Origin of the sequence: Gardnerella sp. DNF01198P, assembly GCF_049244165.1 — a bacterium.
GTDB lineage: Bacteria > Actinomycetota > Actinomycetes > Actinomycetales > Bifidobacteriaceae > Bifidobacterium > Bifidobacterium swidsinskii.
Genome location: NZ_CP058382.1, coordinates 774,738 through 794,942 on the forward strand (window position 1 = coordinate 774,738; position 20,205 = coordinate 794,942).

Genomic DNA, 20,205 nt, shown 5'->3' on the forward strand with positions numbered 1-20,205 from the left:
TATAAAATATATTTGAAAAATTTGAATCTAAATTAAGTGCAGTGTTTAGCAAACTTAAATGAGGTATAGTATGCAAGTTGAAACGAAAAAGAATTTTTCTTCATGTAATCGTCCGTTAAGCGATGCATTTCGTTTAGCACTGCTTGATTTAGATGGTGTTGTATATCGTGGTGGAAATGCTGTTGAATATGCGTCTGATTCCATTTTGTTTGCGCAAAAAAATGGAATGGCAATTGAATATACAACTAATAATTCTTCGCGTTTCCAATCTGTTGTTGCAAAACAACTGGAAAGTTTTGGCTTAAAAGTAGAACCATGGCAGATTATAACGTCTTCTGTTGTTGCAGCAAGGATGGTAGCTCGCAATGTTGAGAAAGGATCTCAAGTTCTTGTTCTCGGCACTGAACATTTGCGTCAAGAAGTGCAACGCGTAGGATTACAACTCGTAGATTCGTGCGAAGATAATCCTAAAGCTGTTATTCAAGGCTGGTATCCTCAAATGACTTGGCAAGAAATGGCGGAAGTTTCTTTCGCTGTTGAGCATGGTGCAAAATATTTCGTTACTAACCGCGACTTAACTATTCCAAGAGAGCATGGTATTGCTCCTGGATGCGGTTCCATGATTCAAGCTGTTATTAATGCTACGGGTGTAGAGCCTATTTCGTCTGCTGGAAAACCAGAATCTGCAATGTATGATGAAGCAAGGTTTTTGGTTGCTGCTAATGCTAAGCATGATGATTCTGAATGTGAAGAATACACTGAAAAAGACGAGTATGGGAATCCTGTAATTAGTATTGAGCATTCATTAGCAGTTGGAGATCGTTTAGATACTGATATTGAGGCTGGAACAAGAGGAGGCTATGCTTCATTACTTGTTCTTACTGGAGTTACAGATCCTCGCATGCTTATGCTTGCGCCAAAACATTTGCGTCCAAGTTTTGTTTCTAAAGACTTGCGAGGATTAAACGAATCTCATAACGCTCCTGAACGCGTTAACGGTAGTACTTTTACTTGTGAAGATGCTATAGCAAGAGTTGTGAATAATAATATTATTGAAGTTAACAACACTAACGATTGCAATGCTTTAAGAGCTGCTTGTGCGCTGGCATGGAGCTTGCAAGATTGCGGTGAAAATATGGAAAATTATACTCTTCCGGAGTTTTCCTTATGACTGTGAATGAGGATTTAAGTAAACTTTCAAATAGCAATATTTCACAACGCTTAGATTGCGCTTTGGTTAGTCGTGGTTTAGCAGAAAGTAGGACAACTGCTCAGCGTTTAATTCATGCTGGCGTAGTGAGTGTTGACAATCGAAATATTACGAAATCCTCATTTTTAGTAAACAATTCACATACAATAACAATCGACGAATCAAAAAATACGCAATTTTGTATTAGATACGTTTCTCGTGGAGCACTTAAGTTAGAAGGTGCTTTCGAAGCGTTTTCTAAAAATGGTTTAACTACTTCCAAATCAACTAAAGCTCTAGATATAGGTGCATCAACGGGCGGTTTTTGCGACGTTCTTTTGCAAAGAGGTGTTCATTCTGTAATAGCTTTAGATGTTGGTCATGGTCAATTACATCCAAAAATAGCTAACAATTCACATGTAATTGAAATGAGCGGTGTAAATATTCGAAATGTGTACGAAGAAAACTTGCCATATAAGCCAAATCTTATAGTTTCGGACGTTTCTTTTATTTCTCTAACGCTTGTTATTCCAGTAATTTCTAGAATAGCTCAATTGCATGCAGATATTGTGCTTTTAGTTAAGCCGCAATTTGAAGTAGGAAAAGGAAACCTTGGAAAAGGTGGAATAGTAACTGACGAAACTTTAAAAATTAAAGCTTTAGAAACAATAAAAAGTTGTGCAAATCAAAATGGTCTAAAGGTTATCTCCTCTTGTGAATCTCCTATTGAAGGAACACATGGCAATACGGAGTATCTTCTTTATGCGCGTTACGAGAAATAAGTTAATCATTGAATGTTTAGCATTTTTCAATATGTATCCTAACAATTACAATAGTAGTAGTTGTGTTTAAACAGTACGAAGGGGCTGTATATGCAGGAACATTTCGATACTAATTCCGCTTCGGCGGCTCGTCGTGCTCTTGTAGTTACTCACGCTAGGATCGATGTTCACAGTGATGTGGTAAATCAAGTCAAGACTCAACTTATTAAAGCTGGATTCGTTGTTGACGTATTCAACAGTGCTTCTGTGTCTGATTTTGCTAAAAAAACTACTCGTATAGTTGACGAAAATACGGAAATAGTTGTGGTACTTGGGGGAGATGGCACCATGCTTCAGGCTGCTGAGTTAGTGCATTGTACTACTGTTCCAATTATCGGCATAAATCTTGGTCATGTTGGTTTTTTGGCAGAATTCGAAAGTTTTCAAATTAATGATGCTATTCGTAGAATTGCAAACAAGGATTACACTATTGACAGGAGAATGGAAGCTCATGTAGATGTTTGGCTTCCTGGTGAAAGTAAGCCTTTAAGTGATTGGGCGTTGAACGATATAACTCTTGATCGCGAAGACAGAGGTCGAATGGTAGAACTTTCAATACGAGTAGACGATGTTGAAATGTCATCTTTTGGTTGCGATGGTGTAATAGTTTCAACTCCTACTGGTTCCACAGCTTACGCATTTTCAGCAGGTGGATCAATTATGTGGCCAAATGTAGAAGCATTGCAATTAGTGCCATTAGCTGCTCATGCTCTTTTTGCGCGTCCTCTAATTATTGGTGCCGGTTCTACTTTTACTATTGACATTCTTAATGAATCGTCTTCTGGAGGTTGGATTTGTTGCGACGGTAGAAGACAGCGTGCGCTCCCTCAGGGATCAAGGATTCAAGTTCGTCAATCAAAAGATGAGCTATTATTAGCTAGACTTTCTGGCGCTCCTTTTACGAAGCGTTTAGTTACAAAATTTGATTTGCCAATAGTTGGATGGCGTGAGCACAATAATAATTCTTTAAACTGAATTATTTAAGTAGAAAATAATATTAAATATAGCATTTATAAAACGAGGTACAGCGTGCTTGAAGAGTTAGAAATACGTAATCTTGGGCCAATTTCACATGCGCTTATTACTCCTTCGTCTCACATGACAGCTATTACGGGCGAAACAGGTGCCGGAAAGTCAATGCTTTTAAGTGCTATCAAGCTTATTTCTGGATCCAAAGCAGAAGTTGCAAGGATTTCTCCAAATGCTAAAGAAGCGTGGGTCCAAGGCATATTTAGTATTCCTAAAACAAGTGAATTAGTAGATGCTGTTGGCAAATCCGGTATTGAATTAGAGCCTTCAGAAAATGACGAAAATAAATCAGATATGTATGTTTCTAGAACAGTACCACAAGAAGGTCGTTCAAGAGCAACAATTTCTGGTTTCGCAGTACCAAAAACAGTTCTTGAACAAGTATGTTCTCGATTGATAGTGATTCATGGACAAAGTGACCAATTACGCATAGCAACAAATTCAAAACAACGCGAATTACTTGATACTGTATCTAAAAATAGTGAATTACTTAAGCAATACGCATGTGCGTATCAAGCGTGGAAAGATGCTAAAGATGCATGTAACCGACTAGAAAATCAAGCGTCTTCTTCACGGCAACGTGCAGATTACCTTAGAGAATCATTAGCGCGAATACGAGATGTGAATCCTTTCCCTAATGAAGATAAGGAATTGCGCGCAAAAAGAGAAAGAATTGAGAATTCTGCTCAAATTGTCAAAGCAGTGAGCATTGCGCTCGCATCCCTTGATTCCAGTCAAATAGATTATGGTGCTTCAGAATCATCTGAAGATGCTTGTTTTCTTGTAGATAAAGCTTCTCAAGCATTACGAAATATTCGTGTAGATGATTCTTTCAATTCTATTGCAAATCAACTTGACGATATTCATGCTCAACTTGACGATATTGTAATGCAGCTTGCTCAACAGTTGGATATCGATGTAAGTGAAAAAGATTTAGATGATTTAAATTCTCGTATTCATGATCTTACTGATTTAACTCGTAGGTGGGGGCCAACATTAGATGATGTACTTGATTGGTCCGAAAAAGCTCAGTTTGAACTTGAAGATTTAGATGATTCTCCTGAAGCTATTGCCAAAGCGCGTGCTAAATGTGCTCAACGATATGATGATGCTCTTAAACTTGCTGAAGAATTATATAAAACTCGTTTAAATGCAGCTCATGATTTTGGCACTTTAGTTAGTGAAGAATTAAACTCTTTGGCTATGCCAGGTGCTCAATTAATTATCACTGTAAATAAGCGTTGCGAAGATTTATCTGGTTCTATTCCGCTTGATGCTAACGGATGTGATGATGTAGAGTTTTTGTTCCGACCATTTCCTGCTTCTTCAGATTTGCCGATGAGCAAAAGTGCTTCTGGTGGTGAATTAAGTAGGCTTATGCTTGCAATTGAGCTTGTTATTGCGAAGTTGACAGATTGCGACGAAGAAAATATGACATTTATTTTCGACGAAGTAGATTCTGGTGTTGGTGGTGTTGCGGCAGTAGAGCTAGGTAAACGTTTGGCTCAACTTTCTAAACATGCTCAAGTTATTGTTGTTACTCATTTAGCTCAGGTTGCTTCTTTTGCAGATGTACAATTTGCAGTACAAAAAAATCTTGTTGAAAATGGCGATAATAGCGAGAATAGCTCTTTTGCTAAAGTTGCAAATACTTCTGTTATTGAGCTTAATGATTTGATGCGTGAACAAGAGATTGCTAGGATGCTTGATGGAAGTGAATCAAAAACTTCACTAGAACATGCTCGTGAACTATTGAATGCAAGTAGGAAGATCATTGATGGATTTACAAAATAATTCGTCTATTGTTGCAGCGATTTTTGATTTTGACGGCACATTACTTGATTCTTTAAGCGTTTGGGATGATATTGATCGAGTAAGTTTTGCGAAACGTGGTATGAGCGTTCCCTCAATCTTTGCTAGTACAACTGCAACAATGAATCCTAGACAAATTGCAGAATATGTTATTAAAAATTACGGGTTCACTGATGCTCCTGAAGCTTTGATGAAGGAGTGGTCAGATATGGCTTTTGACGCTTATGCTAATCATCTTCCGCTAAGAAAAGGCGCGTATGAATATGTGCATTATTTGCATTCTAATGGTGTAAAGCTTTTTCTTGCCACAACCCTTTCTAAACGCTTGTGTATTCCAGCTTTAAAAAGAGTTGGTATTTTTGATTGTTTTGATTTTCTTCATTTTGGAGAAGATTTATCTGAAAAAGGTAAGCATAGTCCTAAAACTTATATCGATATAGCTAATCAACTTAAAGCAGATCCAGCTAAATGTGTAGTTTTTGAAGATTCTGCTACAGCTTTATGTTCAGCTCAGCAAGCTGGTATGCAAACATGCGGGGTAGTTGATAATTCAAACGTAAAAATTGATTTAGATTCGTCGTTTAATAAGTGTTTAGCAGTATTCTCTGATTTTTCTTTCGCTCCAAAAATCAGCGATATAAGTTGAAAATATGCTATTTGGTTGAGTTGATGAGGTTTCACATACCCCGGGTTTTGTCGCATACACAAGTGCATGCGGATGGCCATCCATCTCGATTTGACGTTACCGCCAAACTCTAGCAGTCTACCCGAAGACTTGAGCGAGCAGCTCTAAAGCGTCTTCTGCTTGACCTTGCTCCCAATGAGGCTTGCCATGCGGCTTACTGTTGCCAGAAGCCCGGTGGTCTCTTACGCCGCCGTTTCACCCTTACCCGAACGAAACGTTCAGGCGGTCTATTCTCTGTTGCGCTATCTCTCAGGTCGCCCTGGGCGGACGTTATCCGCCATTGTGCTCTGTGGAGCCCGGAAGTTCCTCAGCCACTCCGAATGAACATTGTGACCGCGGCCATCGTGAAACCTCAACCTTCCCAATTATAGCAGATGATATTAATATCGTAAAAAATTCGTTATTTTATAAGAAATTCCGTAATAAACGTTAATTTTTTTATTTTAATTTAATAAATCGCTAGGTTTGTATGGATTTAGCAGATATAATAGAAGAACCGACGGCATCGTGGCAGTCGGGTTGTACAAATCGAACTTAAGGTTCGAGTCTATATGGGGAGGTTTCGCATGGAAATCGTCATTACTGGTCGTCATACGCAGATTAATCAAAGGTTCCGTGACGTTGTAGAAAGTAAGATGAATCGTGTGACCGCCATTGCGCCTGATGCGCAGCGCGTGCAAATCGTGTTGACTCATGAAGGCAATCCAAGGCAGGCTGACACAGCAAAGCGAGTTGAAATTACTGTTGTTGCAGGAAGCACAGTGATTCGCGCAGAAGCTTCTAGCACTGATCAATTTAGTGCATTAGATATGGCGCTTGATAAGTTGACGCTTCGTTTGCGTCGCACTCGCGATCGTCGTAAGGATCATCGCCGTGGATATACGGAAATGACTCCTGTAGACATGGGTGCTGTAGAGCCTGAGATTGAGACTACTATTGAAGAGCCAGAAGAAAATGAGGTTAATAGCGCAGATGCTGCTGTTGCTTCTGATTTAGGTCCTGGTGAATCTGTGGAAGTAAGTGTTGGCGACACTCCTATTGTGATTCGTCGTAAGCTACATATTGCAGAGCCTATGAGCATAGATGAGGCTTTGTATGAGATGGAGCTTATTGGGCATGATTTCTTCTTGTTCGTAAACAAAGAAACTATGAGACCATCTGTAGTATATCGCAGACATGGTTGGAGCTATGGCGTATTTGAAATTGATACACCTGAAAATGTTGCTAAGCAAAAGTAATAATTAAAACACATCTAAAATGCGCGAATAAGTGCGCATGCCCGTCTAGCACAATGTTGGGCGGGCATTTTTATGTAGTAATCAGACGCGCTAACTTATAAAAATCGTAGCCGTCGCGTAATATAGGCACAGTTTACGTCTATGTTGGCTAGGCCGTCGTCATAGACATGACCTAAGGGAGCAAAACGTGGTAGATATCGTCGATAAAGCCTTGCGTATGGGTGAAGGCCGTCAATTGAAGCGCCTTGAGAACGTAGCAAAGGCTGTGAATGCGTTGGAAGATGAAATTTCCGCGCTTTCCGATGAAGAATTGAAGGGTCAAACTGCTAAATTCAAGCAGCGTTTAGACAATGGTGCAAAGCTTGATGATTTGATGCCTGAAGCTTTCGCTACTGTGCGAGAGGTTTCAAAGCGTACGCTTGGCCAGCGTCATTTCGATGTGCAGCTTATGGGTGGTGCTGCATTGCATTGGGGCAATATTGCAGAAATGAAAACTGGTGAAGGTAAAACATTGGTTGCTACTTTGCCAAGCTATCTGAATGCTTTGGAAGGCAAAGGTGTGCACGTTGTCACAGTCAACGATTACCTTGCTAGCTACCAGAGCGAGCTTATGGGTCGTATTTATAGATTCCTTGGCATGAGTGTTGGATGCATTATTACAGACCAGCAGCCGCCAGAGCGTCGTAAGCAATACAATGCTGATATTACTTACGGTACAAATAATGAGTTTGGCTTCGATTACTTGCGTGATAACATGGCGTGGGAAAAGAGCGAGCTTGTGCAGCGCGGTCATCACTATGCAATTGTCGATGAGGTCGATTCCATTCTTATCGATGAGGCTCGTACGCCACTTATTATTTCAGGTCCTGCTGAAGGTGATGTAACTCATTGGTATCGTGAATTTGCAAAGCTTGTTTTGAAGCTTACTCGCGATGTTGATTACGAGATTGATGAAAAGAAGAAAACCGCAGGTATTCTTGATCCTGGCATCGCAAAAATTGAGGATTACTTGGGCATCGATAACCTTTATGAGCCAAGCAATACAGCTCTTATTGGTTATTTGAATAACGCTTTGAAAGCTAAGGAGCTTTTCCTTCTAGATCGTGACTATGTTGTTACAAACGGCGAAGTTTTGATTGTCGATGAGCATACTGGTCGTGTTCTTCCAGGTCGTCGTTATAGCGAGGGCTTGCATCAAGCAATTGAAGCTAAGGAAAACGTGGAAGTCAAGGCAGAAAATCAGACTTTTGCTACTATTACTTTGCAAAACTACTTCCGCATGTACGACAAGCTTGCTGGTATGACTGGTACTGCTGAGACTGAAGCTGCAGAGTTCATGGGAACTTACAAGCTTGGTGTTCTTCCAATTCCTTCCAACCGTCCAGTAATTCGTAAAGATAAGGACGATTTGATCTTCCGCACAAAGAAAGAAAAGCTTACTGCTATTGTGCGAGATGTTGCTGAGCGTCATGCAAAGGGTCAGCCTGTGTTGCTTGGTACAGCTTCTGTTGAATCTTCTGAGATTCTTTCTTCGCTTCTTGACGTTGCTCGCATTCCTCACCAGGTTTTGAATGCTAAGCAGAATGCTAAGGAAGCTGCTGTTGTTGCTGTTGCAGGTCGTAAGGGTGCTGTAACTGTTGCTACTAACATGGCAGGTCGTGGTACCGATATTATGCTTGGCGGCAATGTTGAGTTCCTTGCAGATGCTAAGTTGAAGGCTGAAGGATATTCTCCAGACGATACTCCTGAAGAGTATGAGAAGCGTTGGCCAGGCGTTTTAGCTGAAGTTAAAGAGCAAGTTAAGGACGAGCACGAAGAAGTTAAGAATCTTGGTGGCTTGTATGTGCTTGGTACTGAGCGTCACGAATCTCGTCGTATTGATAACCAGCTTCGAGGTCGTTCTGGTCGTCAGGGTGATCCTGGCGAGTCCCGCTTCTACTTAAGCTTGGAAGATGATTTGATGCGCCTGTTCAACACTCAGCTTGTTGCTCGTGTTATGGCTAAGGGATTGCCAGAAGGCGAACCAATTGAGTCTAAGTACGTTTCTAACGGTGTGCGCACGGCACAGAAGACTGTTGAAGCTCGTAACTTTGAAATGCGTAAGAACGTTTTGAAGTATGACGATGTTATGAATAAGCAGCGTACTGTGATTTATGCAGAGCGTCAGATGGTTCTTAAGGGTGAAGATATTCACGAGGACATCTTGAAGTTCATCAGTGACACCGTAGAAAGTTATGTGCGTGGCGCAATGAACGGTTCTGATAAGCCAAAGAATTGGGATTTGGACGGCTTAAAAGATGCTCTTAACTCTGTAATGCCTGTACTTCTTGATTGGGATCAGGTGCGTGAAACGATTATCAATCTTAAGGGCGAAAAAGCTGTTTCTGCTTTGCGTGATTTGATTGTCGACAGTGTAGTAAAGGTTTACTCTCTCATCGAAGATCGTCTCGGCGCTGATCCACTTCGTCAAATTGAACGTCGCGTTGTTCTTTCTGTTCTCGATCGCAAGTGGCGTGAACATCTTTATGAGATGGATTATTTGAAGGATGGTATTGGTCTGCGTGGTATGGGTCAGCGTGATCCGCTCGTTGAATATCAGCGTGAAGGCTACCAGATGTACAATTCGATGATTGAGGCAATTAAGGAAGAAAGCATTCAGCTTCTATTCCACATTGATATCAATCAGATTGCTTCTACTGAAGATATTTCTTCTGACGATGAGCTTGATGAAGATGTTGCACAAGCTTCGTCTGAGGTAGAAGCTGAAGATCAGGCTGCTGGTATTGTTGGTCCTGCACCTTTGAGCCATGCTGAGGGAGATGTTCCGTTGAGCATGCGACCAAAGAATGAAGAATGGAAGACTCCATGGTCTGATGGTCGTACATTCCCAGGAACAAATAAGAATGACGAGTGCCCATGTGGTTCTGGTCGTAAGTACAAGCTTTGCCATGGTCAAAACGAATCTGAAAATGAAGCTGAGTAACTTGAAAGCTGCTAAGTAAAATAAATAAAAGGCGGTGTGATTATAATCATGCCGCCTTTTTATTATATTCGATTGATTATTAGCTATACTCGAGCACCATCTCCATAATCGCTGTAATCTTCTTTATACGGATCAGGTTTTTTGCGATTCATAAGTAATCCTGCTCCACTAAGTAGCATTAATAGGCCGCATATAATACCAACAATGTTTGCTATAGCAGGAATAAAAGCACTTACAATAACACCGAAGATACCTATAACAAATAGAATCCACAAAACTACATTAACTAAAGATACGTTATAAAATTGTGGATTTGGGGGCACAAAATCATCTCCATAGTCTTCCATAGTCTTATCTAAATCAAGCCAACTTGTGCGTGTATTATCACGAGGACCTTTAGCAGTTATGATCGTGTGAGGGTCTTGCATTCTAGTAGGAATAATATAGGATTTATGGCTGCTTAGATTTTTTAAGCTAAATTTATTTTTTATAGCATTTTTTTGATTTTTAGAATTATTATCGCTTGCTATACTGTTGCGTTCTTTCTTTTTTTCTTCTTTCTGAGCATGCTTTTCAAAGCTTTTTGCGCTATGTGAATTAGCAATATCATTCATATCGTCAGAATGCTCTGCAATAAAAGATGACCAATCATCATCAAAATTTCTATTGTTTTGTTTTTGATTATTCTTTAATGATTCTGACGTTAACTCGTCATCACGGCGAGGGTCGTTGGTATTCTTAGAAGAAGTCATGAACTATACTGTAGCAAGTCTTCCTGATTCTATGCTTAAAATGTTCGAAATTGGACTTGCAAGAAAGGATATGGTATGTTGTACTGGTTCTTCGTGAAGGGACTTGGGGGTATTGCCTGCATGAGGATTCATCCATCAGCGCAAGGTGTTAAAAATGTACCTAAAAAGGGTGGAGCTATTATTGCTGCAAATCATCTTGCTGTTATTGATGACGCGCTTCTGCCATTGACTTGTCCTCGTATGATTCACTTTATGGGTAAAGCAGAATATTTTGAAGGCAAAGGTTTAAAGGGTCGTTTCAAGAAGTGGTGGTTTACTTCTGTTGGCGTTTTTCCTGTAGATCGTTCTGGAGGCGCAAAATCGCTTGGTGCCTTGAATCATGCTCGTGAAATATTAGAAAAAGGTCAGCTTTTTGGTATTCATATTGAAGGTACAAGAAGTCCAGACGGTCGTTTATATCGCGGTCATACTGGTGCTGCACGTCTTGCTCTTGAAACAGGTTGCCCGATTATACCAGTTGCAATTATTGGAACTAGAGAATTGCAAGTGCATGGTCAAGTTATTCCTGCAAAGGGTAAAACTAAGGCGATTTATGGCGAGCCTATTCAAGTAGAGCGTGTTCGTGACGAAAGCGAGATTACCCACGAGCGTTTACGTGAAATTACAGATAAAGTAACTAAGTCTATTCAGCAAATGAGTGGTCAAGAATACGTTGATGAATATGCTCAAACTGTAAAAGAACGTATGCGTAAAAAACGTGAAGAAAGTAATGAAAATAAATAATATAATTCTAATGCTATTAGGCTAGCGTTATTAGATATTTAAATTTTATTTATATTCAAATATGTAAGCGGCGAAAGTTATTGAGCTTCCGCCGCTTTTATAATACTTAAAACACGCTTATATTACTGTAAGAGTGATAATAGAAGGATTTCCATTAGAATCCTTCAATGGTACTTCACTTCCAGCTCCAGGGGATTGGAAGCGCACTACGTGCATTAAATCACCAAGTGGAGCAGAAATACGAACTTTTAGCCCTAGATTTTCAATAATCCTTTTAGCTTCATTACTGTTCTTTCCGCAAACGTTTGGCAATGTAACAGTTTTTGGACCTTTTGAAACAACAACTTTAACACTATCGCCCCAATGTAAGTCAGAACCAGCTTCAACGGAAGCGCGGATAATCTTACCCTTTGCTACAGTATCGCTATTTTCTTCTTCGTACTTTACATCCAGCTTAGCGTCAGTTAAAGCTAAGTCAGCTTCACTCTTTGTTTTCCCAACAATATCTGGCATTTGCACAGGCTTAGGTCCCTTGGAAAGTAAAACACTTACTTCTTCGTTATGGTTCATGCGTGTGCCAGGTTTAGGGTTAATATCAATTAAGCTGCCAGCTGGTATGTCTATAGAATACGTATCTCCTGACTTATCGTGAACAATGTTAGTAAATCCTGCTTTACGCAATGTTTTCAAAGGATTTTTGCCATTGTAAGTCTTTGGATCTGTAATATCGTCCGGGATTGTAGCCTTACGAATTCCACGCGAAATCACAACATTAAGAGTGCTATTATTGTGCTTTTGAATATGGCTGCCGACGACATCAGGATTTGTTGAAACTACTTTTCCTTCTGGCACATCGTCACTATAATCTTTTGAAACTTTGTAAGGAATTCCAGCAATTTTAAGCGTGTGCTCATATTGTTGCCAATTGACATCAGTTATTTTGCAAGATGCATAATTTTTGCATTGAAGGTCGTCGGGCTTAGGCAGCGTCCAATAACTGCCAGGACCTAAGAAATACCAAAAACCACCAATAGCAGCAATTGTCAATACTCCAGCTGCGCTTAAACCTACAATAAGGAAAACACGCTTTTTAGAAGAACGATTAGGCTTGTTTCCTAAGTTTTTTTCCTTATTTGACATGCCAAACGGTTTTGCTGCATTTAAGTTGTTGTTAAAATTGCGAGAGCTAATAGCAATTGTTGGCATATTGCTATCGTCAAATTCTTCTAAAGGATTATCTTGCGAATTGTATGACACATCTTCTGTATTAGTAGCATGCCATTGCATAGCTTGTGTTTTTTGAAGATTATTCGCATCGAAAGCACTGTCGGACTTCGCTAGTGAATTGTCTATTGCTACATTATTGACTTCAGGATTATGTAGATCATTATTTGTGTGTGAATCGAGTTCACTTACAGAATTATCTCTAGGTATTGCAACAGTTTCGTCTGTAGCATTTTGCAATAAAGAGTTGGAATTAGCAGAAAAATTAGAGCCTGAAGTATTTATTGCTCGTGTAGCATCTGAGTCATTATTAGGATTCAATTTGTCCGAATAATTTGCTTCAGGGGAAACACGCAAATTATTAATAGGAGAAAAGTCTGTTTCTTCTGAAAACTCTTGTGGTTCTTCTGCTTTGTATTGCCAATCTTCAGAGTTTAATTGTGTAGAAAGTGCACGTAATTTTGCTAATGCTTCACTTGCATCTTTAGGTCGTTCGTTCATGTCGCGAGCAGTGAGGTTTGCTATGAATTGTGCAACTTTTTCGCTAATTCCAGGGCAAGCTGTAGCAATTGAAGGAGTGTTTTCATGCACATGCTTGAAAACAAGCGTAACAGGATTATCTGCAGTAAAAGGCACTCTTCCTGCAAGCATTTCCCAAGCCATCATGCCTGCTGAATACAAATCACCTTGAGGAGTCGCAAGATTATGCTCAATAAGTTCAGGAGCAAGATAAGCTGCTGTGCCAAGAAGTAATCCTGTAGAAGATAGTGTTGCTTGCGAAATTGCTCTAGCTAAACCGAAATCAGTAATTTGAACATGACCTCGATCGTTAATTAAAATATTTTCCGGCTTAATATCTCTATGTACAACTCCAGCATTATGTGCAGAAGCGAGACCATCCAAAGTTTCTGCAAGTAGACGCAGCGTATCTCGCACACTGAATGTGCCTTGCATATTCATTTCATAACGCAAATTAACGCCATGAACATATTCCATTACGAGATAATCGAGCCCGTCATATTCGCCTGTATCATAAACTTGTACAATATGTGGATTTGCAATTGCTGCAGCAGAAGTCGCTTCTCTGCGGAATCTAGCAATAAATTGCTGGCGATGCACCCCTTGAGCAAGTTGAGTGTGCATGATTTTAATTGCTACAGGTCTATCAAGGCGTTCATCTTCTGCTTGATACACAGTAGCCATGCCACCCTGAGCTATTTTGCGCACAATGCGATAGCGATTTTCAATGCGCATACCTGGCTGCGCCTGCGTAGCTTCATCCATTGTCACAATCCTTATACGCGTAAAACCATTTTTACTACTTACGAGTGTACAAGCAAGATAGTAAAGAAAGCTAATTTCGAGCGTTATTTGCTAAATATTATTGTACATTACGCCATGCTTCAGGTATAAATCGTTTGCTAATTTCATGCAAAATAGCTTTTCCACTGTCGCTCAATGTACTTGATTCGATTGCTTGTTGTGAATCATTCCACAGATTCTCAATTCGCTTTTTTGATTTTTCAATAGCACCAGAAGTATGGTAAATCTGTATTATTTTATTTACATCATCTTCGCTTCGAGTACTACTCGTGTAAGCTTTTAATAGTATTTCTCTTTCATTATCGTTTCCGTATTGCAAAGCATCTGCAAGAAGAACCGCACGCTTACCTTCTCTAATATCACCGCCAATAGGCTTACCTGTAATCTTGCTATCCGAAACAATATCAAGCAAATCATCAGCAATTTGGAAAGCAACACCTAACGAATTGCCAATAGAATTAGCAAGATTGTATGCTTCAGTTGGTTGCATATTTGCTGCAAGAAAGCCGAGAGTTAATGGAGCAACAGTAGTGTAACTGGCTGTTTTCCATCTAAAAACATTCAAAGATGATTCCGCAAGTTGTATTGGATTATCTAGTTGCATCATTTCTATTGACAAATCCAATACTTGACCAATACCAACATTTCTTTGCATAGACGCAAATGCTGCTAACAATTCCTCGCCATAAGTAAAATTCTTCGCACGATTTCTTGCAATATCGAAACTTTCTGTGGCAAGTAGATCTCCCAGCATTAAACCTAAGCCTGTGCCAATATGCTTATTATTGCAAGCTTTACTTAATGCACAATACGCACTAGGCTTTCCACGTCTTAAATAAGATTCGTCAATAATATCATCATGAATTAATGCAGCTGTTTGAAATACTTCTAGAGCACAAGCTATGTCAAATACAGACTGTTCATGGATTTTTTGAATATTGGTTTCTTTTGATGCAGCGCAAAATGCTGAAATCGTAAGAAGAGCTCTAAGACGTTTTCCGCCTTCGCTTGAAACAATAGCTTGCTTTATTACTTGCTGTAGTATTTGCGCACATGTGGATGAAAGATTATTTTCTAATCCCGTATTAAATTGCTGAGAAATTAAAAAAGTAATTCTAGATTCAATATCGTTAAGACTGTAATTGTTGCCTATAAATGTGCTCATATTATGAAAGTTATCCACAGGGCTGAACATTACAAAACGCAGTTATTATTATGGTTTAATAAGCTTTTCACCGCGGAAATAGTTTTTTATTGAATGCTGACTCATATCTTGAGAAACTTCAATATATCAAAAATGCTATTGCATAGTTTGATTATCAAAATAAAAAATCATGTAAAAAATGAGGGGGAGTATGCATGGAAATTGTAGAGGATGATTTGAAAACGAAGATATCGCATAATTGTATTGATGACTTTGATATGCAAAGTCTTATGCAAATTTATGGTGAAAGTGCTAATTCTTTTAATGGTTGTTTAGATTTTGCAGGTTCAGAAGATTTTGAAAGTTTTGCTGGAAGAGAAATTTCAGATATTAATGGGACTATATATCCTTCCAAAGAGTGCAGCTTTTTTATGACTTTTTCTAAGGAATATATTTACAACAACTGTAGTGATAGTGCGCAATGGATTAAAGGATTAGAATATTGGGTTCCGGCAGTTTCGGAAGCTTTTATAGAAAATGTTGATCAAAATGGCAAGCAATATGCTATTAGAGATATTGCAAGCAGAGCACTTATGCGATGGTACAACATGTTTGCTTACGATGAAAAAATGTTTGGATATGATTTAGTAAATCTGCCAATAGCAATGTTGCATAATATTAATGTTCGTGATGCAATGCTTATTTCTATTCTGGATGAAAATCAAGAATGGTATGACGAAAAAACTTTGTCGGAATTTGCTTGGTGCCCTCATACACCTGAAGTATCTCGTAATTTGCGGCATTGTTTAGAAGCAAAATTCACTCAAACAAATAATAAGCCTGATATAAAGAGAGCTATTTTCGCGTGCAAAATTTTAAAATCTATGGCTATTATTACTAGAAGCATTCCAAAATTATCTGTGCAAGTTTACGCTTTGTTAGCTTATATCAGCTGGTGGTTTAGGCTCGGAGAAGTAAAATATTATTGTGATTGTGCATTGCGCATTGATCCTGATTGTTCTATGGCAAAAATAGTGTGTGGAGCATTCGAAAATGGTCTTGAGCCAGCATGGATTGAATAATTCGCCACGCCGCAAAAATTAGTTGTGGAATAATCGTCTTGCTTAAATGGTTTACTACTTAAGGTAAAACTTGCCCTTGCATGAACTATGCCTATATGCGTTACAAGGGGATAATACAGGAGGAACAGTTTGACGAGTGAAGTTGGATTAACGGTCGACAGCGACGAAATGCAAGATGATACTAAGCCTGTAAAAACTCGCAAGGCTAGCGCTGCGCGTAAAACCAGTACTCGAACTTCGTCAGCTGATAGCAAGACGCGCAGTTCTCGCTCAAAGAAAACTGAAGACAACAAGATTGATACTGAATCAGTATCGGCTGATGCTGAACATGACGAAACTGAAGATAGCGTAGACATTGAATCTCAAGATCAATTATCTATTCACGATCCTTTAGATGACGATTCACATCTTGATGTTGATGATGAACATTTGAATCTTGATGATTTGGACGATATTCAGCCAGAAGATATATCTGATGTTGACGATTTAAGCGATATTGACGTTGCAGATGATCTTGATGATGAAGAGTCTGAAGATCTTGATGAAATTGATGATCACGACGAAATTAAGCATGATGCTCCGCAAGTGCCACAAGCAAAAGGCGCATTTGTTGTACGTGATGATGACGATGACGATAATCTAACTCCATCTGGTAATCCTAAGCGTCGTGTAATTGCTACAGGTGCTACTGCGGATCCTGTTAAGGATTATTTAAAGCAGATAGGTAGAGTTAGTTTGCTTAATGCTGAGCAAGAAGTTGATTTGTCAGAGCGTATTGAAGCTGGATTGTATGCTCAGCATTTGCTTGATACTCAAATTGATCAAATGGAGTTTAAGCGTAAACGTGAGCTTAAGTGGGCTGCAGCAGATGGCAAGAAAGCTAAAGATCATCTTCTTGAAGCAAACTTGCGTCTTGTTGTTTCTCTTGCTAAGCGTTATACCGGTCGAGGCATGCTTTTCCTTGATTTAATTCAGGAAGGTAACCTTGGTTTGATTCGTGCAGTTGAAAAGTTCGACTGGAAGAAGGGCTTTAAGTTCTCAACCTACGCAACTTGGTGGATTCGCCAGGCTATTACGCGTGCTATGGCAGATCAGGCTCGTACTATTCGAGTTCCAGTGCATATGGTTGAGGTTATTAATAAGCTTTCTAGGGTTCAGCGTCAAATGCTTCAAGATTTAGGTCGTGAACCTACGCCGGATGAGCTTGCTCGCGAACTAGATATGCCAGTAGAAAAGGTTCAGGAAGTACAAAAATACGGTCGTGAGCCAATTTCTTTGCACACTCCTCTGGGCGAGGATGGCGATTCCGAGTTCGGTGATTTGATTGAAGATACTGACGCAATCGCACCGTCTGATGCTGTTGCGTTCTCGCTCCTTCAAGAACAGTTCAGGCAAGTTTTGGAAACTTTGGCTCCTAGGGAGGCTGGAGTTATTAAGATGCGCTACGGCTTGGAAGATGGTCAGCCAAAAACTTTAGACGATATTGGTCGCGTTTATGGTGTTACTCGTGAACGTATCCGTCAAATTGAGTCTAAAACAATGTCTAAGCTGCGTCATCCTTCTAGATCGCAAACTTTGCGTGACTTCTTAGATCAGTGATTGTGTGAAGTTATATTACAAAGTGTCGTATTGTTGCTTTTGCGATAGTACGACACTTATTGCTTAAAATAATCGGTTGTAAGTTTAATAAGTGCAAGGGGTAGAAGTGGTCTCTCATAAAGAGCAATATGATGCTGATAGCTTGACTGTGCTTGAAGGCTTGGATGCTGTAAGAAAGCGTCCAGGCATGTATATTGGCACTACAGACAGTCAAGGCTTAATGCATTGCCTTTGGGAGATTATTGATAATGCGGTTGACGAGGCTTTGGCTGGTGCTTGTGACCATATTATTGTTACTCTTCACGATGATGGATCTATTGAAGTTGCAGATAACGGTCGTGGTATTCCAGTAGATGTTGAGCCAAAAACAAAGCTCACTGGCGTTGAAGTTGTTCTAACTAAGCTTCACGCTGGAGCAAAGTTTGGTAACGCTTCTTATAATGCTGCAGGCGGTTTGCATGGTGTTGGATCTTCTGTTGTAAACGCTTTAAGCTTGCGTTTAGATGTTGAAGTTGATAGAGACGGTAAAACGCATCATATGGCGTTCCATCAAGGGCATCCTGGTGTGTATAGCGATGCTGATCCAGAGCATCCATCTCCAGCCTCTCCATTTAAGCGTACGCGTAAGAACAAGCCTACTGAGCTTGAAATTATCGGCACTGTTTCGCCAAAAACTACCGGAACTCGTGTACGCTACTGGGCGGATCCAGAAATTTTTAATTCGACTGCGCATTTCAGCTATGAGCAGCTTATTGCTCGCGTGCGTCAAACAAGTTTCCTGGTTCCAGGCTTAAAAATTACTGTTATTGACGAGCATGTTCCTGAAGGCGAATCTGCAAATATTGAAGAAATTGATTCTACTAAAGATGATGTTGCAGAAGATAATCTTCTTGAAAACCAGTCTGATAATAGCGATAACTCTGTGTCTGAATTTGAAGAATTAGAATCTGAAACAACATTAGAAGATGAAGATGATTCTGAAGATAAGACTGAAAATATCGCGAATGAAGATGAGACTGAAGATGAGGTTGAAGATGCTGAATCTGAAGAATCAGTTGCACAATCTGTTGCAAATGCTCAGTCTGCTAACTCAATGCAAAATAAGCATCATCCTCGAGTAGTTGAATTTTTGCATAATGGTGGCGTTAAAGATTTCGTTGATTTTCTTTCAAAAGGTGAAGCAGTATCGGATATTTGGCGTATTTCTGGCGAAGATACATATGTAGAAGAAACGCAAGCTGTTGATTCTGCAGGAGATTTACACGCGCAGCAAGTAACTCGAAAATGCGGCGTTGACATTGCAATGCGTTGGGTAAACGGCTACGATTCAACGATTATTAGTTTCGTAAACGTTGTTGAAACTCCTGGCGGAGGTATGCACGTAGACGGATTCTTGCAAGGATTGACTAAGCAAATTCGTAAAGCTGTTGAAGACAACGCGCGCAAACTAAAAGTAAATCTTAAAGATTCGAATACGAAAATTGAGCGCGATGATATTACAGCAGGATTGGTAGCAGTCGTAACTGTTCGCATTGCTGAGCCTCAATTCCAAGGTCAAACTAAGGATGTTCTTGGAACTGCTCAAGTTAAGCCAATCGTTACCAAAATGACTGACGCTCAATTCGGTGAGATGATTACCGGTTCTAAGAGAGGATTCAAAGAGCAGTCTTCTAGAGTTTTGGAAAAAATTGTTTCCGAAATGCATGCGCGTATTCAAGCGCGTAAAACTAAGGAAGTTACCCGCAGAAAGAACGCTCTTGAGTCTGCTTCAATGCCGCCGAAACTTTCTGACTGCCAGCCTGGAAACGACGATGTTGCAGAACTTTTCATCGTCGAGGGCGATTCTGCACTTGGCACTGCAAAAGCTGCTAGAAACTCTGCTTTCCAAGCTCTTCTTCCAATTCGCGGTAAGATTTTGAACGTGCAAAAGGCAAGTCTTGCACAAATGCTTTCCAACAAAGAGTGCGCTGCAATTATTCAGGTTGTTGGAGCAGGATCTGGCGCAAGTTTCGATATTTCGCAAGCGCGTTATAACAAGATTGTTATGATGACTGATGCCGATGTTGACGGCGCGCACATTCGTATTTTGCTGCTGACGCTGTTCTATCGTTATATGCGTCCGCTTATTGAGCACGGTCATGTTTATGCTGCAGTGCCGCCTCTTCACAGAATTGCGCTCGCTGGAAAGCGCAAGGGCGAGTATATTTACACGTATTCAGACGACGAATTGGCTGGAAAGCTTGATGATTTGCAAGCTAAGGGCATTGATTTTAACAGCGATATTCAGCGTTACAAGGGCTTGGGTGAGATGGATGCAGATCAGCTTGCAGACACAACCATGGATCCTAGAACTCGCATGCTTCGAAGGATTCGTATGGAAGATGCTCAGCAAGCGAGTGAAGTATTTGATTTGCTAATGGGCGATGATGTTCCTCCGCGCAAGCAGTTTATTGTTGATAACGCAGACGACTTCGATCGTTCCAAAATCGATACCTGATATCGGCATGTTGTTTGCATTGCTTTATGTTGCCTTGTATATTT

Annotated in this window: 14 protein-coding genes and 1 other RNA gene; 11 read left to right on the plus strand and 4 right to left on the minus strand. The window is 40.0% G+C overall.

Annotated features, from left to right (window positions below; translation table 11 throughout):
* The first annotated feature begins 70 nt into the window (after positions 1-70).
* From HXT44_RS03335 to HXT44_RS03355, 5 genes are all read left to right on the plus strand, one after another.
* Positions 71-1,171, plus strand: coding sequence for an HAD-IIA family hydrolase (locus HXT44_RS03335; protein ID WP_103014006.1), 1,101 nt, complete (start codon positions 71-73; stop codon positions 1,169-1,171).
* Positions 1,168-1,971, plus strand: coding sequence for a TlyA family RNA methyltransferase (locus HXT44_RS03340; protein ID WP_421783177.1), 804 nt, complete (start codon positions 1,168-1,170; stop codon positions 1,969-1,971). Before HXT44_RS03335 ends, HXT44_RS03340 begins: the two co-directional genes overlap by 4 nt.
* 90 nt (positions 1,972-2,061) lie before the next feature.
* Positions 2,062-2,985: an NAD kinase gene (locus HXT44_RS03345; RefSeq protein ID WP_421783179.1), complete on the plus strand. Its 924-nt coding sequence runs from the start codon at positions 2,062-2,064 to the stop codon at positions 2,983-2,985.
* Positions 2,986-3,039: 54 nt separating this feature from the next.
* A complete protein-coding gene (gene recN, locus HXT44_RS03350) occupies positions 3,040-4,833 on the plus strand; it encodes a DNA repair protein RecN (protein WP_004106806.1) in 1,794 nt (597 codons plus the stop codon).
* Positions 4,817-5,497 carry an HAD family hydrolase gene (locus HXT44_RS03355; RefSeq protein WP_004106804.1) on the plus strand — a complete coding sequence of 227 codons (681 nt, stop codon included), beginning with the start codon at positions 4,817-4,819 and terminating at the stop codon, positions 5,495-5,497. Before recN ends, HXT44_RS03355 begins: the two co-directional genes overlap by 17 nt.
* A gap of 20 nt (positions 5,498-5,517) precedes the next feature.
* On the opposite strand, the gene rnpB is transcribed toward HXT44_RS03355, so the two are convergent.
* Positions 5,518-5,891, minus strand: an RNA gene (rnpB, locus tag HXT44_RS03360) — RNase P RNA component class A.
* 211 nt (positions 5,892-6,102) lie between these two features.
* On the opposite strand from rnpB, the gene hpf reads away from it, so the two are divergent.
* Positions 6,103-6,774, plus strand: a complete 672-nt coding sequence (gene hpf, locus HXT44_RS03365) for a ribosome hibernation-promoting factor, HPF/YfiA family (protein WP_415685243.1) — start codon at positions 6,103-6,105, stop codon at positions 6,772-6,774.
* A gap of 187 nt (positions 6,775-6,961) precedes the next feature.
* Positions 6,962-9,757 carry a preprotein translocase subunit SecA gene (secA, locus tag HXT44_RS03370; protein WP_421783183.1) on the plus strand — a complete coding sequence of 932 codons (2,796 nt, stop codon included), beginning with the start codon at positions 6,962-6,964 and terminating at the stop codon, positions 9,755-9,757.
* 83 nt (positions 9,758-9,840) lie between these two features.
* On the opposite strand, the gene HXT44_RS03375 is transcribed toward secA, so the two are convergent.
* The gene (locus HXT44_RS03375; protein WP_004111457.1) at positions 9,841-10,509 is read right to left on the minus strand and encodes a hypothetical protein; all 669 of its coding nucleotides are present in this window, start codon (positions 10,507-10,509) and stop codon (positions 9,841-9,843) included.
* Between the two features lie 75 nt (positions 10,510-10,584).
* Here HXT44_RS03375 and HXT44_RS03380 point away from each other — a divergent pair, with 75 nt between their 5' ends.
* Positions 10,585-11,292: a lysophospholipid acyltransferase family protein gene (locus HXT44_RS03380; RefSeq protein ID WP_033888759.1), complete on the plus strand. Its 708-nt coding sequence runs from the start codon at positions 10,585-10,587 to the stop codon at positions 11,290-11,292.
* A 117-nt stretch (positions 11,293-11,409) separates the two neighbouring features.
* Here the strand turns inward: HXT44_RS03380 and HXT44_RS03385 are convergent, their stop codons facing one another.
* Positions 11,410-13,800, minus strand: coding sequence for a protein kinase domain-containing protein (locus HXT44_RS03385; RefSeq protein WP_421779264.1), 2,391 nt, complete (start codon positions 13,798-13,800; stop codon positions 11,410-11,412).
* A gap of 97 nt (positions 13,801-13,897) precedes the next feature.
* Positions 13,898-15,004 carry a polyprenyl synthetase family protein gene (locus HXT44_RS03390; protein WP_421779265.1) on the minus strand — a complete coding sequence of 369 codons (1,107 nt, stop codon included), beginning with the start codon at positions 15,002-15,004 and terminating at the stop codon, positions 13,898-13,900.
* A gap of 194 nt (positions 15,005-15,198) precedes the next feature.
* On the opposite strand from HXT44_RS03390, the gene HXT44_RS03395 reads away from it, so the two are divergent.
* The 3 genes from HXT44_RS03395 (at position 15,199) to HXT44_RS03405 (ending at position 20,161) form a co-directional block, all read left to right on the plus strand.
* Entirely contained in the window at positions 15,199-16,065 is an 867-nt protein-coding gene (locus HXT44_RS03395) for a hypothetical protein (protein WP_012914115.1), read from the plus strand.
* 129 nt (positions 16,066-16,194) lie between these two features.
* Positions 16,195-17,664 carry an RNA polymerase sigma factor gene (locus HXT44_RS03400; RefSeq protein WP_174182808.1) on the plus strand — a complete coding sequence of 490 codons (1,470 nt, stop codon included), beginning with the start codon at positions 16,195-16,197 and terminating at the stop codon, positions 17,662-17,664.
* Positions 17,665-17,770: 106 nt separating this feature from the next.
* A complete protein-coding gene (locus HXT44_RS03405; RefSeq protein ID WP_004111468.1) occupies positions 17,771-20,161 on the plus strand; it encodes a DNA gyrase/topoisomerase IV subunit B in 2,391 nt (796 codons plus the stop codon).
* Positions 20,162-20,205: the final 44 nt, after the last annotated feature.

Coding starts and splice junctions, on each gene's coding strand:
- HXT44_RS03335 (WP_103014006.1), top strand. CDS start 71: ATGCAAGTTGAAACGAAAAAGAATTTTTCTTCATGTAATCGTCCGTTA.
- HXT44_RS03340 (WP_421783177.1), top strand. CDS start 1,168: ATGACTGTGAATGAGGATTTAAGTAAACTTTCAAATAGCAATATTTCA.
- HXT44_RS03345 (WP_421783179.1), top strand. CDS start 2,062: ATGCAGGAACATTTCGATACTAATTCCGCTTCGGCGGCTCGTCGTGCT.
- HXT44_RS03355 (WP_004106804.1), top strand. CDS start 4,817: ATGGATTTACAAAATAATTCGTCTATTGTTGCAGCGATTTTTGATTTT.
- hpf (WP_415685243.1), top strand. CDS start 6,103: ATGGAAATCGTCATTACTGGTCGTCATACGCAGATTAATCAAAGGTTC.
- HXT44_RS03375 (WP_004111457.1), bottom strand. CDS start 10,509: ATGACTTCTTCTAAGAATACCAACGACCCTCGCCGTGATGACGAGTTA.
- HXT44_RS03380 (WP_033888759.1), top strand. CDS start 10,585: ATGTTGTACTGGTTCTTCGTGAAGGGACTTGGGGGTATTGCCTGCATG.
- HXT44_RS03385 (WP_421779264.1), bottom strand. CDS start 13,800: ATGGATGAAGCTACGCAGGCGCAGCCAGGTATGCGCATTGAAAATCGC.
- HXT44_RS03390 (WP_421779265.1), bottom strand. CDS start 15,004: ATGAGCACATTTATAGGCAACAATTACAGTCTTAACGATATTGAATCT.
- HXT44_RS03395 (WP_012914115.1), top strand. CDS start 15,199: ATGGAAATTGTAGAGGATGATTTGAAAACGAAGATATCGCATAATTGT.